At 73.6% G+C, this 15,282-nt stretch carries 11 protein-coding genes and 2 pseudogenes; 6 read left to right on the top strand and 7 right to left on the bottom strand.

Annotated elements, in window-relative coordinates:
• Nucleotides 1-374: 374 nt before the first annotated feature.
• Together ACSU6Z_RS03005 and ACSU6Z_RS03000 are read right to left on the bottom strand one after the other, a co-directional pair.
• Nucleotides 375-2,189 carry an ABC transporter ATP-binding protein gene (locus tag ACSU6Z_RS03005; RefSeq protein ID WP_437042582.1) on the bottom strand — a complete coding sequence of 605 codons (1,815 nt, stop codon included), beginning with the start codon at nt 2,187-2,189 and terminating at the stop codon, nt 375-377.
• Nucleotides 2,186-4,039 (bottom strand): ABC transporter transmembrane domain-containing protein, encoded by a 1,854-nt coding sequence (locus tag ACSU6Z_RS03000; protein ID WP_437042581.1) that lies wholly within the window; start codon nt 4,037-4,039, stop codon nt 2,186-2,188. Before ACSU6Z_RS03000 ends, ACSU6Z_RS03005 begins: the two co-directional genes overlap by 4 nt.
• A gap of 207 nt (nt 4,040-4,246) precedes the next feature.
• On the opposite strand from ACSU6Z_RS03000, the pseudogene ACSU6Z_RS02995 reads away from it, so the two are divergent.
• Nucleotides 4,247-4,947 (top strand): annotated as a pseudogene (locus ACSU6Z_RS02995) (hypothetical protein); the annotation flags it as partial.
• Between the two features lie 177 nt (nt 4,948-5,124).
• On the opposite strand, the gene ACSU6Z_RS02990 reads toward ACSU6Z_RS02995, so the two are convergent.
• Entirely contained in the window at nt 5,125-5,619 is a 495-nt protein-coding gene (locus ACSU6Z_RS02990) for a MarR family winged helix-turn-helix transcriptional regulator (RefSeq protein ID WP_437042579.1), read from the bottom strand.
• A 144-nt stretch (nt 5,620-5,763) separates the two neighbouring features.
• Between ACSU6Z_RS02990 and ACSU6Z_RS02985 the strand changes: the two genes are divergently transcribed.
• Both ACSU6Z_RS02985 and mltG read left to right on the top strand, forming a co-directional pair.
• Nucleotides 5,764-7,566: an ABC transporter ATP-binding protein gene (locus ACSU6Z_RS02985; protein ID WP_437042578.1), complete on the top strand. Its 1,803-nt coding sequence runs from the start codon at nt 5,764-5,766 to the stop codon at nt 7,564-7,566.
• A 43-nt stretch (nt 7,567-7,609) separates the two neighbouring features.
• Nucleotides 7,610-8,476, top strand: coding sequence for an endolytic transglycosylase MltG (mltG, locus tag ACSU6Z_RS02980; RefSeq protein WP_437042576.1), 867 nt, complete (start codon nt 7,610-7,612; stop codon nt 8,474-8,476).
• A gap of 12 nt (nt 8,477-8,488) precedes the next feature.
• Here mltG and ACSU6Z_RS02975 read toward each other — a convergent pair whose 3' ends face one another.
• Nucleotides 8,489-9,571 carry an NAD(P)-binding domain-containing protein gene (locus ACSU6Z_RS02975; protein ID WP_437042575.1) on the bottom strand — a complete coding sequence of 361 codons (1,083 nt, stop codon included), beginning with the start codon at nt 9,569-9,571 and terminating at the stop codon, nt 8,489-8,491.
• 92 nt (nt 9,572-9,663) lie between these two features.
• Between ACSU6Z_RS02975 and ACSU6Z_RS02970 the strand changes: the two genes are divergently transcribed.
• Both ACSU6Z_RS02970 and ACSU6Z_RS02965 read left to right on the top strand, forming a co-directional pair.
• Nucleotides 9,664-10,089: a secondary thiamine-phosphate synthase enzyme YjbQ gene (locus ACSU6Z_RS02970; RefSeq protein ID WP_437042573.1), complete on the top strand. Its 426-nt coding sequence runs from the start codon at nt 9,664-9,666 to the stop codon at nt 10,087-10,089.
• A gap of 651 nt (nt 10,090-10,740) precedes the next feature.
• The gene (locus ACSU6Z_RS02965) at nt 10,741-11,232 is read left to right on the top strand and encodes a MarR family winged helix-turn-helix transcriptional regulator (RefSeq protein ID WP_437042571.1); all 492 of its coding nucleotides are present in this window, start codon (nt 10,741-10,743) and stop codon (nt 11,230-11,232) included.
• A 170-nt stretch (nt 11,233-11,402) separates the two neighbouring features.
• Here the strand turns inward: ACSU6Z_RS02965 and ACSU6Z_RS02960 are convergent.
• Both ACSU6Z_RS02960 and ACSU6Z_RS02955 read right to left on the bottom strand, forming a co-directional pair.
• Nucleotides 11,403-11,747: pseudogene (locus tag ACSU6Z_RS02960) on the bottom strand (transposase); the annotation flags it as partial.
• Between the two features lie 219 nt (nt 11,748-11,966).
• Nucleotides 11,967-12,899: an aldo/keto reductase gene (locus tag ACSU6Z_RS02955; protein ID WP_437042570.1), complete on the bottom strand. Its 933-nt coding sequence runs from the start codon at nt 12,897-12,899 to the stop codon at nt 11,967-11,969.
• A 110-nt stretch (nt 12,900-13,009) separates the two neighbouring features.
• On the opposite strand from ACSU6Z_RS02955, the gene ACSU6Z_RS02950 reads away from it, so the two are divergent.
• On the top strand, nt 13,010-13,639 hold the full coding sequence (locus tag ACSU6Z_RS02950; RefSeq protein WP_437042568.1) for a TetR/AcrR family transcriptional regulator: 630 nt from the start codon (nt 13,010-13,012) through the stop codon (nt 13,637-13,639).
• A gap of 148 nt (nt 13,640-13,787) precedes the next feature.
• Here the strand turns inward: ACSU6Z_RS02950 and ACSU6Z_RS02945 are convergent, their stop codons facing one another.
• On the bottom strand, nt 13,788-15,281 hold the full coding sequence (locus ACSU6Z_RS02945) for a tripartite tricarboxylate transporter permease (RefSeq protein ID WP_437042567.1): 1,494 nt from the start codon (nt 15,279-15,281) through the stop codon (nt 13,788-13,790).
• Nucleotide 15,282: the final 1 nt, after the last annotated feature.

Raw genomic sequence — 15,282 nt, 5'->3', positions numbered from 1 at the left:
CGCGGCGGGCCGCCGATGCTGCACGGGGCACAGGCGCCGCCCGGTGCCGAACCGCACGGTTCCCGGGCGCTCCCCGAGCCGGTGCCTCCCACCAGCCTTCCCCTCCGTCCGGCACCGCGCAACGGCACGGACCCGGGCCGGGGTCCCGCGTTCGCGGCCCGGGCGCTGACGGCCCGCACCCGGTACCGGCCGATCCCCGCTCCCGAGCGGGGCACCCGCGCGGCGCGGGCGCGTCCACCCGCCTGACTGCGTCCCGCCGGCCGCCCGCGTCCACCCGGTCGCCCTTCGGGTGCGGCCGGCTGCCGTCCGCGTCCGTCCGACCGTGCTCCACCGGCCGCCCGCGTCCACCAGGGCGGCCGGCCGCGACCGCCCGGTCAGCCGTGCCAGGAACGCCACAGCGCCGCATAGGCGCCGTCCGCGGCGACCAGCTCGTCGTGGCTGCCGAGCTCGCTGATCCGGCCGTTCTCGACGACGGCGATGACGTCCGCGTCGTGGGCGGTGTGCAGGCGGTGGGCGATGGCGACCACCGTGCGGCCGTCCAGGACGCGGGCCAGGGACCGTTCCAGATGGCGTGCCGCCCGTGGGTCGAGCAGGGACGTCGCCTCGTCCAGGACCAGGGTGTGCGGGTCGGCCAGCACCAGCCGGGCCAGCGCGACCTGCTGGGCCTGGGCCGGGGTGAGCGCCACCCCGCCCGAGCCGACCTCGGTGTCCAGGCCGTCGTCGAGGGCCCGGGCCCAGCCGTCCGCGCCGACCGCGCCGAGGGCCGCCCACAGTTCGGCGTCGCCGCCGGCGGAGGCGTCCCCGTCCGGGCGAAGCCGGGCGTGGGGGAGGGCGAGCCGGAGGTTGTCGCGCAGGGAGCCCACGAAGACGTGGTGCTCCTGGTTGACGAGGACGACGTGCGAGCGGACCCGTTCGGCGGGCATCCGGGACAGTTCGGCGCCGCCCAGGGTGATCCGGCCCTCCCGCGGCCCGTAGATGCCGGCGAGCAGCCTGCCCAGGGTGGACTTGCCGGCGCCGGAGGGGCCGACCAGCGCCATCCGGGTGCCGGGGGGCACCTTCAGGGACACCTCGCGCAGGACGTCCACGCCCTCGCGGTAGCCGAACCTCACCCGGTCGGCGCGCAGGTCACGCCCGCCGGGGACCAGGGCGCCGTCACCGGCGTCCGGTTCGATGTCCCGGACGCCGACGAGCCGGGCCAGCGACACCTGCGCCACCTGCAGCTCGTCGTACCAGCGCAGGATCAGGCCGACCGGATCGACCAGCATCTGGGCGATCAGCGCGCCCGTGGTCAGCTGACCGACGCCGATCCAGCCCTGGAGGACGAACACGCCGCCGATCATCAGGACGGAAGCCAGCACCGTGATGTGCGTGATGTTGACGACGGGGAAGAGCACCGACCGCAGCCAGAGCGTATAGCGTTCCCACGCGGTCCACTCCCGGATCCGGCGCTCCGACAGCTCGATCCGCCGGGCACCGAGACGGTGGGCTTCGACGGTGCGGCCGGCGTCCACGGTCTCGGCGAGCGCGGCGGCGACGGCGGCGTACCCGGCGGCCTCCGAACGGTAGGCGGCGGGCGCCCGCCGGAAGTACCAGCGGCAGCCGATCACCAGCAGCGGCACGGCGAGCAGCACGGCGGGCGCCAGCGGCGGGGCGGTGACCACCAGACCGCCCAGCAGCAGGACCACCCACACCACGCCGATCGCCAGCTGGGGGACGGCCTCGCGCATGGCGTTGGCGAGCCGGTCGATGTCCGTCGTGATGCGGGACAGCAGATCACCGGTGCCGGCCCGTTCCAGGACGCCCGGCGGCAGTCCGACCGACCGGACGAGGAAGTCCTCGCGCAGGTCGGCCAGCATCCGCTCACCGAGCACCGCGCCCCGCAGACGCACCTGGTGCACGAACGCCGCCTGGATCACGAGGGCGGCGACGAACAGCGTCGCCGTCGGCCCCAGGTGCAGCTCGCGGGCTCTGTCGGACACCCGCTCGACCAAGCCGCCCAGCAGCCAGGGCCCCGCCATCGAGGCGGCCACGGCGACGGTGTTGACGGCGACGAGGAGCAGGAACGCGCGGCGGTGCCGGCGCAGGAGTTCCGCCACGTAGGCGCGTACGGTCGCGGGGGCGCCGACGGGCAGGGTGCTCGCCGTCGTCGGGGCCGCCGGGTCGTACGCCGGGGGCGCCACGCCGATCATGCCGTCTCCTCGATCTCTTCGAGTTCCTTCAGAGCGCCGTGGACGCCGCGGACGCCGGAGGCGTCGCCGACACCGCCGACACCGCCGATGTCGCCGGCGCCGTGCGCGGAGACGGACTCGTCGTCGGTCTCCCGGGTCACCACCGCCCGGTACCGCGGCTCGGTCCGCAGCAGGTCGCGGTGGACACCCGCCGCCGCCACCTCGCCCTCGTCCAGGAAGACGACCCGGTCGGCGCGGTCCAGCAGCAGCGGGGAGGAGGTGAGGATCACAGTGGTGCGCCCCGCCCGCAGGTCCCGTACGCCCTGCGCGATCCGTGCCTCGGTGTGGGAGTCCACGGCGGAGGTCGGTTCGTCCAGGACGAGCACCTCCGGATCGGCGAGCAGGGACCGGGCCAGGGCGAGCCGCTGGCGCTGGCCGCCCGAGAGGGAGCGGCCCCGTTCGGTGATGCGGGCGTCCATCGGGTCCTCGGCGCCGAGCGAGCCCTGCACGAGCGCCGCCAGCACGTCCTCGCACTGGGCCGCCGCCAGCGCATCCCCGGCGCCGACGCCGCCGGACGCGGGCACGTCGAGCAGCTCCCGCAGGGTGCCCGAGAGCAGCACCGGATCCTTGTCCTGGACCAGGACGGCCGTGCGGGCACAGTCCAGCGGGAGCTCGTCGAGCGGTACGCCGCCCAGCAGCGCCGAGGTGCCCTCCTCGCCGGCGTGCCCGCCGAGCCGTTCCGCGAGCCGGCCGGCCGCGTCCGGGTCGCCGCACACCACGGCGGTGAGCCGGCCGGCCGGGGCGAGCAGACCGGTGGCCGGGTCGTACAGGTCGCCGGAGGGCACCTCGGCGGCGCGGGATCCGCCGGTGTCCGTGGCGCGCTCCAGCGACAGCACGCGCGCCGCCCGCTTGGCCGAGGGGCGGGAGAAGGAGTACGCCATGGCGATTTCCTCGAAGTGCCGCAGCGGGTACGTGAGCAGCATGACCGAGCTGTAGACGGTGACGAGCTCGCCGACGCCGATCCGGCCCTCGCGGGCCAGATGCACGCCGTGCCAGACCACCGCGATCAGCAGCAGGCCCGGCAGGACCACCTGGATCGCGGCGATCAGGGACCACATGCGGGCACTGCGCACGGCGGCGTGGCGGACCTCCTGGGAGGCGCGGCGGTAGCGGTCGAGGAAGAGTTCCTCGCCGCCGATGCCGCGCAGCACGCGCAGCCCGGCGACGGTGTCCGAGGCCAGTTCGGTGGCGCGGCCGGCCTTCTCCCGCTGGAGGTCGGCCCGCCGGGTCGCCCGGGGCAGCAGGGGCAGTACGGCGAGCGCCAGCACCGGCAGGCCGACGGCGACGACGACACCGAGGGCGGGCTGGTAGACGAGCAGGCTCACGCAGACCAGCACGATGGTGAGGGCGGCGGCGGTGAAGCGGGAGAGGGCCTCCACGAACCAGCCGATCTTCTCGACGTCGCCCGTGGAGACGGCGACGACCTCACCGGCCGCCACCCGCCGGGTCAGCGCCGAGCCGAGCAGCGCGGTCTTGCGGGCCAGCAGCTGCTGGACGCGGGCCGCCGCGGTGATCCAGTTGGTGACCGCGGCGCGGTGCAGGAAGGTGTCGCCGACCGCGTTGGCGACACAGCACAGGGCCATCAGGGCGCCCGCGAGCGCGAGCCGGGCACCGGAGCGGTCGACGACGGCCTGGACGGCGAGGCCGACGCAGAACGGCAGCGCCGAGACGGCGGCGAAGTGCAGCAGTCCCCAGGTCAGGGACTTGAGCTGACCGCCCAGTTGGTTGCGGAAGAGCCACCGGAGCAATCGGGGGCCCGAACGTGCGTCCGGCACGCCCGGATCGGGAAACGGAAGGTCTTGGATCTGCATGACATCCCAGCGGCTCGGGTCGGGGGTGCCGCACGGCACGGCATCAAGTGGCAGCGAGCCGTCCAAGGTTCGGGTCGCGGCGTGGTCGTAATCAAACGGTTTTCCACGGCACCGCGCGGAATCGGCTGCCGTGCGCCGGAGGGTGGCCGAGAGGACCCGGGTGCCGGCCCGGAACGTGGTGCGGCGAAGGGGAGACGCGGACGCGCGGTGCACGGCGACCGTGCCGGTGGTTCTCGGCTGTCTGCCGGCGGTTCTGATCGGCCGGGGCGGACCGGCGCGGGCGGACGGCACGGGGCCCCGCGGCGCGGCCGGACGGCCCGTACGCCGTCCGCGACGGCCGGTGCGACGCGCATCCCGGGTGCCGGCGACCGGCTCCACGGGCGTATCCCCGCCGGCTCCCGGCAGGTCGTCGCGGTGTACGGCGAGGGCGGGGACTCCGCCGAGTCCACCGTCGTGCTGTACACGGGGCACGGCCCCTCCTGGCACCGGACGCGGAGCCGGGCGGCGCGCAACGGCACCAAGGGCTGGACGGCGCACCACCGCGAGGACGACGAGCGCGGCCCCGTCGGCGTGTTCACGCCCAGCGACGGGGGCGGCGTCCTGCCGGACCCCGGTTCCCGGCTGCCGTACACGCGGTCCGCCGCCTTCACGGCCCCCGCTGGTGGGACAAGGCGTACCGGCACGACGTCGACCACGTCACCGCCATCGGCCACAACCGCGTCGAAGGCGGCCCGCCGAACGACCCGACGCGGCCCGAAGGCTCTGCCGAGGGCGGCGGGATCTGGCTCCGTCTCGACCACGGCCGCGGCACGCCGGCCCGCGTCAACCTGCCCGAGCAGGCGATGGAGCACCTGCTGCGGACACCCGGCCCGGATCCGCGCCCGGTCGTGGCGACGGGGGACAAGGCGGACCCGGGGGCGTGGCCGCGGCGGAGCCACCGGCCGTCTCCCGGGGCCCGGGCCGCCGACGCGGCCACCCGGGCCCCGGGCCGTACGCCTCGACGCCGTCGGGCCTCCTCGCGGGGACCACCCGCCGGCTGCCTCCCGTCACACGGACGGCTCCCGTCGACCCGCGGACGGTCCCCCTCACATGGACGGCCCGCCGGCCGTCTCCCGGCCCGCGGACGTGTCGCCGCAACCCCGTACCGGCGCTCCGTCGATCAGCGTGTCCAGCAACCCCCCGAGCACCTCGCGCTGTCCGTCCGTCAGAGGCGCCAGGATCTCCTCCGCGGCCGACCTGCGGGCGCGGCGCAGCTCGCGCAGGGCCGTCCGGCCGTCGGCGGTGAGCTCGATCCGGATGATCCGGCGGTTGGCCGGATCCGGCACCCGGCGCACCTTTCCGGCCGCCTCCAACCCGTCGACCAGCGTCGTCACGGCCCGGGGCACGACCTCCAGCCGCTCCGCCAGGTCGGCCATGCGGGGCGGCGAGGGGTAGTGCGCCAGGGTGCGCAGCAGCCGGGACTGGGCCGGCGTGATGCCGAGGTCGCGCTGTTCCAGGTGGCGCTTCTGAATGCGGTGCACCCGGCGGGTGAGCCGCAGCAACTGCTCGGCGAGCAGGCCGTCGGGGTCGGGGCTGGTCATGCCGGAACGATATCAGCACAACGTTCATTGTGAGCATAGGTAACAGTGAGCTAAACTCCGCCAGTGTGCCGCGGCGTCCGCGGCGCCGGCGGCTTCACGGCCGCCCGCCCCTCCACGTGTCGCCCCATTCCCCCGCAGGAGCCCATGCATCCCGACCGCCCGCCGTCCTGGACCCCGCCCGCCGACGCCGCGGAACAGCCCCGGCAGGTGCGCCGGATCCTGCGGCTCTTCCGCCCCTACCGCGGCCGACTGGTGGTCGTCGGCCTGCTGGTCGCCGCCTCGTCGCTGGTCTCGGTCGCCACGCCCTTCCTGCTGAAGGAGATCCTCGACGTCGCGATCCCCGAGGGCCGCACGGGCCTGCTGAGCCTGCTCGCCCTCGGCATGATCCTCAGCGCCGTCCTCTCCAGCGTCTTCGGCGTGCTCCAGACGCTGATCTCGACGACGGTAGGCCAGCGCGTCATGCACGACCTGCGCACCGCGGTCTACGGCCGCCTGCAGCGCATGTCGCTCGCCTTCTTCACCCGGACCCGCACCGGTGAGGTGCAGTCCCGCATCGCCAACGACATCGGCGGCATGCAGGCCACCGTGACCTCCACCGCCACCTCCCTGGTCTCCAACCTCACCAGCGTGGTCGCCACCGTCGTCGCGATGATCGCCCTCGACTGGCGGCTGACCGTCGTCTCCCTCGTCCTGCTCCCCGTCTTCGTGTGGATCAGCCGCCGCGTCGGCAGCGAGCGCCGGAAGATCACCACCCAGCGGCAAAAGCAGATGGCCGCGATGGCCGCCACGGTCACCGAGTCGCTCTCCGTCAGCGGCATCCTGCTCGGCCGCACCATGGGGCGCGCCGACTCGCTCACCCGCACCTTCCGCGACGAGTCCGAACGCCTGGTCGAGCTGGAGGTGCGGTCCAGCATGGCGGGCCGCTGGCGGATGGCCGTCATCACGATCGTCATGGCCGCGATGCCCGCCGTCATCTACTGGGCCGCGGGCCTGGCACTCCACTTCGGCGGCCCCGGCGTCTCCCTCGGCACCATCGTCGCCTTCGTCTCGCTCCAGCAGGGACTGTTCCGCCCGGCCGTGAGCCTGCTGTCGACCGGTGTGCAGATCCAAAGCTCGCTCGCCCTCTTCCAGCGCATCTTCGAGTACCTCGACCTCCCCCTCGACATCACCGAACGGAAGGACCCCGTCCACCTCGACCGGATCAAGGGCGAGGTCCGCTTCGAGAGCGTCGAGTTCCGCTACGACGGCCAGGGCACCCCCGTCCTCGACGGCGTCGACCTCACCGTCCCCGCGGGCGGCAGCCTCGCGGTCGTCGGCCCGACCGGCGCCGGCAAGTCCACCCTCGGTCACCTGGTGCCGCGTCTGTACGACGTGACCGGCGGCCGGGTCACCCTCGACGGGGTCGACGTGCGCGACCTGGACTTCGACACCCTCGCCCGCGCGGTCGGCGTCGTCTCGCAGGAGACGTACCTCTTCCACGCGTCGGTCGCCGACAACCTGCGCTTCGCCAAACCCGACGCCACCGACGACGAACTGGTCGCGGCGGCGAAGGCGGCCCAGATCCACGACCACATCGCGTCCCTGCCCGACGGCTACGACACCGTCGTCGGCGAGCGCGGCCACCGCTTCTCCGGCGGCGAGAAGCAGCGCCTGGCCATCGCCCGCACCATCCTGCGCGACCCGCCCGTCCTCGTTCTCGACGAGGCGACCAGTGCCCTGGACACCCGTACCGAGGCCGCCGTCCAGGAGGCCGTCGACGCCCTGTCCGTCCACCGCACCACCATCACCATCGCGCACCGCCTGTCCACCGTCCGGGGTGCCGACCAGATCGTGGTCCTCGACGCGGGGCGGGTGGTCGAACGCGGGACGCACGAGGAGTTGCTGGAGCGGGACGGGCGCTACGCGGCGTTGGTCCGCCGGGACGCCCGGCTGGACCTGACAAGATGAATATATGTCGAGTTTGCGGTGATTCGAGGGTTACCGTGCCCGCATGCAGATGAACAGCCCGTCACGGAGCACGGCGACCACGGCGAGCGTGAGGAGCACGATCCGGCTGACGCGTCGCGGTCGCCTCGTCCTGATCGCGACCGGAGCCGTCGTGGCCGGCGCCGCCGTGGCGGTGCCACTGCTGCTCCTGGGCGGCGAGGAGGCCCGGCCGACCTCCCTGGTGATCCCCGAGGGATGGCGCGCGAGCCAGGTCTACCGGGCCGTCGACAAGGCCCTCGCCCTACCGCCCGGAACCACCCGGAAGTCCCTCGCCAAGGCGCGCCTGAAGTTGCCGAGCGACGCGGGGGGCAATCCCGAGGGCTACCTCTTCCCGGCGACGTATCCGCTCGGCGGGAAGGCCACGCCGGAGAGACTGCTGACCGCCATGGTCGACACGGCCGACAAGAAGTTCAACGGCGCCCCCGTCACCGCCGGCGCCCGGCGCAACGCCATGAACGCCTACCAGGCGGTCACCGTCGCCAGCATCGTGCAGGCCGAGGCCGCCGACGAGGCGGACATGGGCAAGGTCGCCCGGGTGATCCTCAACCGCCTGGAGCGCGGCATGCCGCTCCAGATGGACTCCACCCTCAACTACGCGCTGAACCGCTCCACGCTGCGGGCGACGGTCAAGGACACGCGGATCGACAGCCCGTACAACTCCTACCAGCGCATGGGGCTGCCGCCCACGCCCATCGACAACCCGGGCGAGGCCGCGATGCGCGCCGCGATCAGCCCGGCGCCGGGCGACTGGCTGTACTTCGTCACGGTCAAGCCGGGCGACACCCGGTTCACCGCCGACTACCGAGAACACCAGCGCAACGTCGAGGAGTTCAACCGCCAGCAGCGCAGCGCGTCCGCTACGGCCCGCTGACCCGGCGCGGCCTCACGCGGCGACCGCCCCCGCTCCAGCCGTCAGCAGCCGCCTGATGTCCCGTACGGCCGCGCGGCCCGCCCGGTTGGCGCCGATGGTGCTGGCCGACGGCCCGTAGCCGACCAGGTGGACCCGCGGATCGGTGACCGCGCGCGTCCCCTCCACGCGGATGCCGCCGCCCGGCTCGCGCAGGCGCAGCGGCGCCAGGTGGCCGAGGGCGGCCCGGAACCCGGTCGCCCACAGGATGACGTCGGCCGCCACGCGCCGCCCGTCCGCCCACTCCACCCCCTCGGGCGTGATCCGCTCGAACAGGGGCCGCCGGTCCAGGACCCCGTCCGCGATGCCCCGCCGGATCGCGTCGTTCAGCGGCAGTCCGGTCACCGACACCACACTCTCGGGCGGCAGTCCCCGCCGCACCCGCTCCTCCACCAGCGCGACCGCCGCCCGGCCGGCGTTCTCGTCGAACGGTTCCTCCCGGAACACGGGCGGACGCCGGGTCACCCACGTGGTGGCCGCGGCGTACGGGGCGATCTCCAGCAGGTGCTGCGTGCCCGAGGCGCCCCCGCCGACCACGACCACCCGCCGACCGGCGAACTCCTCCGGCCCTGTGTACTGCGCGGTGTGCAGCTGGCGCCCCCGGAACGTCTCCTGGCCCGGATGACGCGGCCAGAACGGCCGGTCCCAGGTACCGGTCGCGTTGATCAGCGCCCGCGTCGCCCACGCCCCGGCCGACGTCTCCACCAGCAGCCGGCCACGGTCCCCTTCGCGCACCGCCCGCACGTCGACGGGCCGCCGCACCCGCAGGCCGAAGGCGCGCTCGTACGCGGCGAAGTACTCGGAGACCACCTCGGCGGAGGGTCGCGCGGGGTCGGCGCCGGTCAGTTCCATCCCCGGCAGGGAGTTCATGCCGTGCACCCTGCCGTACGTCAGCGACGGCCAGCGGAACTGCCACGCGCCGCCGGGGCCGGGGGAGCGGTCGAGCACGACGAAGTCGCGCTCCGGCTCCCACCTCGTGCGCCGCAGGTGGAAGGCGGCGGACAGGCCCGCCTGGCCCGCGCCGACGACGACGACCTCGACCTCATGCGCGTTGTTCACGTTTCCACCAACAGCGTCCCGGCCATGGATCTTCCCACCCCCTGTCCGGCCCCTCCCGGTCGGAACCCGGCGCATGCGTCAGGATGGGAACCATGTCAGATGCCTTCACCACCCGAGTCCTGAACGTCGCCACCGGCTCCCGGGAGAGGGTCGTCGACATCACCGGCGACTGCGAGTCCTTCCTGCGCGAGACGGCCGCCGGCCGCGACGGCCTCCTCAACGTCTTCGTCCCGCACGCCACGGCCGGGATCGCCGTCATCGAGACGGGCGCGGGCAGCGACGACGACCTCCTGGCCGCCCTGCACACCCTCCTGCCCGCCGACGACCGCTGGCAGCACCGCCACGGCAGCCCCGGCCACGGCCGCGACCACGTCCTGCCCGCCTTCGTCCCGCCGCACGCGACCCTGCCGGTCCTGGGCGGACGGCTGGAACTGGGAACGTGGCAGTCGGTGTGCCTGGTGGACACCAACCGGGACAACCCCGACCGGAAGGTCCGGCTGTCGTTCCTCGGAGCGTGATCTGACCGCGTCCGGGTCACACGGTCTGATCCAGGCCCGCCTGGTCCGCCGGTTTCTCGTTCCGGCCGACCGGGCCCACCGTGGGGTCGGTGCCACCGTTCGCGCTCCTGCTCCGCCCGGACCTGCCCGCGCGGTACGCCCGGTTCGACCGCGACCACGTCAACGGCTCGGCACCCGGGAGAACGCGTCCTCACCCGCCCGTGAAGGGCGGATCCGACGCCGAGGTGCCGCAGCGGTGATCCGGCTGTGCGGCCGGAAGGTGAGCGCCATGTGTCCGCTGCTCCCTGTGTTGCACGGGAGAAGTCCCTGGCCTGCACGTTCCCCGGAGCAAGTTCGGGCCGATACTTTTCCGATGACGCATCGCGTGAAGGGTGCGATCAGGTACCTGGACGGTTCTCTCGACGGAGGCGGGCGAGCACCAGCCGGGACAAACCCCGACCGCAAGGTACGGCCCAGCTTTCCTGGCCTGACCCAGGACCTGACTCTTCGGTCGGCGCCGAGGCGGTACGAACCACGGGCGAGACGGGGTGGCTCGGTAGCGGTGGTGAGTCCTCCGGTGTGCCCGGCCGGGCCGCGCAGTGCTTGGAGCGGAGTTCCAGCGTCCGCGTTCCACGGTGTCCATGTGTACGACGGGGGCGTAATGTCGCGATCATGAAACCGTTAAGCGGCAGCATCACCGACCAGGCGCCGGCTGATCCGGCCGCCACGGACGACATGTTGGCCAGCCAGCCCGTCGGCTATTGGGCCGGCCTCGTCCACGAGGCTGTGACCCGGCGTCTGCGTGACGCCATGGCCAGGATCGATGTCACCCAGCCGCAGTACTGGGTACTCAACCGAGTGACCGGCGGGCCCACGGCACCCAGCCGTGAAGTGGTGATCGCCCAGCTGACCCCCCTTGTGGGCGGGCAGCACGAGATCCCTCGGGTCATCGACCAGTTGCTGCACCGCGGCTGGCTGCGGATCGACGCCGGACAGAAGCTGCACCTCACCGAGGCCGGCGAAACCGCCAGGGTCCGGCTGCGCGAGCTGGCCACGGAGTTGCGCGCGGAGGTCCACCGGGGCATCAGCGACGAGGAGTACGTGGCCGCGCTCAAGGTGCTGCGCACGATGATCGCCAACGTCGAGGGAGACGGGGCCTCCTAGGGTCTTTCGTTTGGATCAGGTCGGATCAGGGAGCGGGACCTGGTGCCGTGCATCGCAAGGCGGAGGAGGGCGCCATGGCAACCGACGACGACGCGGCGAGACACGGCACCAGGCCCCGCGAGCCCGGCATGATCCAAACGAAAGACCCTAGCTGCTTCGTCGCAGCTTCGTCAGCCGTGGGTCCAGATCAGGATGGCGGTGAGGTGGAGGGCGGCCTGGAAGGCAATGGCAAGTTTGTCCGTCCGCATGGCCAGGCCACGTCGCCCGTGCGGCGGGCGGTGACCGGTCTGGTCAGCAGGCTGCGGGGTGACTGCCCGGATGCCGCGACGGCGAAGATGCCCGCGGATCGTGAGGGAGGAGTAAGCCCGGTCCGCGAGGACTGTCGCGGGTCGCGTTCTGGGCCTTCCGGGACCGGTCCGAGGAACCCGGATCCGGCCCATGATGGCTTCGAAGGCGGGTGCGTCCCCGGCTTGGCCTGCCGTCACGAAGAGAGCGGCGAGGGGGCGGGTGCGGCCCGGGCGGCTGCCCCTTTTTCCCGGCGCGGCGTAGATGGCCCGCAGGAACGTGCGGTACATCGCCTTCTGCACGGTGCCCGCCTCGTCGTAGGTGTGGCCGACCTCCGAAGGAGGACAGCCACACCAGCCGGGACGCTACCGAGGGGAGGGGGGGGTGGCCGCTCGCGGCGCGGGTGGCCCCGGGGGCCGGCCGCGAGAGGTGAGGGCCGGCCGGGCCGGTCAGTGGAGCGGGGCGGTGGAAGGCCGCGGGGGGATCGCGTCGAGTGCGGTGAGGGTCTCGTCGTCGAGGATGATCGAGCCCGCCGCCAGGTTCGCTTCGAGGTGGCCGGTGGTGGCAGTGCCCGGAATGAGGAGGGTCTGGGGGCTGTGGTGCAGCAGCCAGGCCAGGCCGACCTGCGCCGGGGTGCACCCCAGGCGGTCCGCGGCGGCGAGCACGGCGGGCTCGTCGGTCACCTTCGCCATGCCCGGGAGCGCCCCGCCCAGGGGGAAGTAGGGCACCCAGGCGATCTGCTCCGCGGCGCAGAGCTCGAGCAGGTCCTCGTCGTCGCGGGCCACGAGGCTATAGGGGTTCTGCACGCACACGACGCCCGCCGGCAGGGCGCGGCGCAGCACGTCCGGGGAGACGCTGCTCAGTCCGATGGCGCCGATCTTGCCCGCGTCGCGCAGTGCGGTCAGCTCCGCGAGCTGGTCGTCGAGGTCGACCGCCTGGTCGTCCGGGAAGGGGATCGTCATCCCGGCGTCCATGCGGCGGAGGTTGACCACCGGGATCTGCTCCACCCCGAGCGTGGCGAGGTTCGCCTCGACGCCGGCGCGCAGTTCCTCGGGGCGTTGCGCCACCCTCAGCGGGAACGGGCCGCCGGGGTCGGAGACGGCGCCGACCTTGCTGACGATCAGCACGTCGTCCTCGGGCCGCAGCGCCTCGCGGATGACGTCGTTGACGAAGCCGTTGCCGTAGAACTCGGCGGTGTCCACGTGGTCGACGCCGAGGTCGATCGCGTGGCGCAGCAGTGCGATGGCCGCGGCCCGGTCGTCGTGCAGGCGTTCCAGCTGCATCGCGCCGTACCCGACGCGCGCCACTGTGCGGCCGGCCAGCACGCCGGTGCCTCCGGGGCACGGAGCCGCGGCGGGAACGGTCTCGGAGGCGGGGGGCATTGCAGACGGGGTCGTTCCAGACGTCATGGCTGCCTGCTCTCGTGAGAGACTGGAGGAAGCGGAGGATCCTCCGTTACACCCACCATAGCACTACCGGAGGAGCCTCCGCTTTGAGTCGGCCCGCCACGCCCCCGTCTCAGACCCCGCCGGACCCGGCCGATCCCGCGGGTCGGCCGGTCCGCCGCGACGCGCGGCGCAACCGCGACAAGCTCATCGCCGCGGCCCAGGCCGCCTTCGCCGCGGCAAAGAGCCCGGTCTCGCTGGAGGCCATCGCCCGCCGGGCGGGCGTCGGCATCGGGACCCTGTACCGCCACTTCCCCACCCGTGAAGACCTCGTCGACGCCGTCTACGCCACCGAACTCGATGCCGTCACCGAGAGCGTCCCGGCCCTGCTCGACCGGCACCCCGCCGACATCGCCCTGCGGGCCTGGATGGGCCGCTACGCCGCTTTCGTGGCCACCAAGCGCGGAATGATGGACACCCTGTGCACCGGATTCGCCTCCGGGCGCATCGCCGCCCCCTCGCGAGAGCGCGTCACCGCCACGATCGCCACCCTCCTCGAACAGGGCGCCGCGGCGGGCACCCTCCGTGCGGACATCGACCCCGACGACGTCACCACGCTGTTCATCGGCGTGTTCGCCGCCATCGCGGACGGCGCCTCCCAAGAGCGGACCGACCGCCTGCTCGACCTCCTTGTCGACGCGCTTCGCCCGAGAACGGGAGCGCGTACGGACTCGTGATCGGCGGAGTCGGCGCCTGTCGGCAGTGGGGCGCGGTGCTCGACCGGCCGGGGCCGGGTTCCGTCCACCCTCGCCCCGGCCTTTGAGCAACCCAGGGGTTCCGGGGTGTTCCAGGGAGATCGGGGCGGCCGGGGGCGGTCGGTGGAGGTCAGGCGCCGGTCCGGCCCCGGCTCGTCACTCGCCTCACCAGCGGCCACGCCAGCAGCAGCGCGACCACCGCGTACACCGTCACCGCGAACGGCGTGTTCACCAGGCCCGTGACGCTGCCGTCGCTGATCTGCAGGGCGCGCCGCAACTGCTGTTCGGCGCCCGGGCCGAGGATGACGCCGATGACGGCGGGCAGGACCGGCAGGCCGTAGCGCCGCATGCCGAACCCGACCAGTCCGATGACCAGCAGGATCACCAGGTCGACGGCCTCGCCGCCGACGGCGTAGGCGCCGACGGCCGCGAAGAAGAGGATGCCCGCGTAGAGGTGGGGGCGCGGGACGCGCAGCAGCTTCGCCCACAGGGGCGCCAGCGGAAGGTTGAGGGCGAGCAGCAGCACCATGCCGACGAAGAGGGACGCGATCAGGCCCCATACCAGGTCGGGTTCGCGCTCGAAGAGCAGGGGACCCGGCTGGATGCCGTACTGCTGGAAGGCGGCCAGCATCACCGCCGCGACCGCCGTGGTCGGCAGGCCGAGCGTCAGCATGGAGACCAGGGTCCCCGCCGCCGAGGCCGAGGCGGCCGACTCCGGGCCCGCGACACCCTCGATGGCGCCCTTGCCCCACTCGTCCTTGTGCTTCGACAGGCGCTTCTCCGCGACGTACGACAGGAAGGTGGGGATCTCGGCGCCGCCCGCCGGGATCGCGCCGAACGGGAAGCCGATGAACGGGCCGCGCAGCCAGGACTTCCACGTCCGCCGCACGTCGGCGCGGCCCAGCCAGGGCCGGCCCACCGGGATCGGCTCGGCCGGCCGGCGCCGCAGGTGGGCGGCGACCCACAGGGCCTCGCCGATCGCGAAGAGACCGACCGCGACGATCACCACGTCGATGCCGTCGGCCAGTTGAAGGGACCCGAAGGTCAGGCGCTGCTGCCCGGTCATCCCGTCCAGGCCGACCAGGCCGATGGTGAGGCCGATCAGCAGGGAGGCCAGACCGCGGACGCGGGAGGAGCCCAGCACGGACGTCACCGCGATGAACGCCAGCACCATCAGGGCGAAGTAGTCCGGCGCGCCGATGTCCACCGCCAGGTCCGCCACCGTCGGCGCGAGCGCCACCAGCAGGACCGTGCCGATCAGGCCGCCCGCGAAGTGACCGATGGCGGCGGCCGCGAGCGCCTGTGCGCCGCGTCCCGACTTGGCCATGGGGTTGCCCTCCATGGCCGCGACGACGGCGGCGCTCTCGCCGGGGGTGTTGAGCAGGATCGAGGTGGTCGAGCCGCCGAACATCGCGCCGTAGTAGATGCCCGCGAACATGATGAACGCGCCGGTCGGGTCGAGTCCGTACGTCACCGGCAGCAGCAGCGCCACCGCCATCGCGGGGCCGATGCCCGGCAGGACGCCGATCGCCGTGCCGAGCAGCACGCCGAGCGCGGCCCACAGCAGGTTGAGCGGGGTGAGGGCCGTGCCGAAGCCGTCCAGGAGGGAGGTCAGGGCGTTCACG

This window comes from Streptomyces sp. enrichment culture (assembly GCF_964273145.1).
GTDB lineage: Bacteria > Actinomycetota > Actinomycetes > Streptomycetales > Streptomycetaceae > Streptomyces.
Note: the sequence above shows the minus strand (reverse complement) of the source record. Positions and strands in the feature narration are given on the sequence as shown.

Coding starts and splice junctions, on each gene's coding strand:
- ACSU6Z_RS02990 (WP_437042579.1), bottom strand. CDS start 5,619: ATGACCAGCCCCGACCCCGACGGCCTGCTCGCCGAGCAGTTGCTGCGG.
- ACSU6Z_RS03000 (WP_437042581.1), bottom strand. CDS start 4,039: ATGCAGATCCAAGACCTTCCGTTTCCCGATCCGGGCGTGCCGGACGCA.
- ACSU6Z_RS02985 (WP_437042578.1), top strand. CDS start 5,764: ATGCATCCCGACCGCCCGCCGTCCTGGACCCCGCCCGCCGACGCCGCG.
- ACSU6Z_RS02955 (WP_437042570.1), bottom strand. CDS start 12,899: ATGCCCCCCGCCTCCGAGACCGTTCCCGCCGCGGCTCCGTGCCCCGGA.
- ACSU6Z_RS02970 (WP_437042573.1), top strand. CDS start 9,664: ATGTCAGATGCCTTCACCACCCGAGTCCTGAACGTCGCCACCGGCTCC.
- mltG (WP_437042576.1), top strand. CDS start 7,610: ATGCAGATGAACAGCCCGTCACGGAGCACGGCGACCACGGCGAGCGTG.
- ACSU6Z_RS02965 (WP_437042571.1), top strand. CDS start 10,741: ATGAAACCGTTAAGCGGCAGCATCACCGACCAGGCGCCGGCTGATCCG.
- ACSU6Z_RS03005 (WP_437042582.1), bottom strand. CDS start 2,189: ATGATCGGCGTGGCGCCCCCGGCGTACGACCCGGCGGCCCCGACGACG.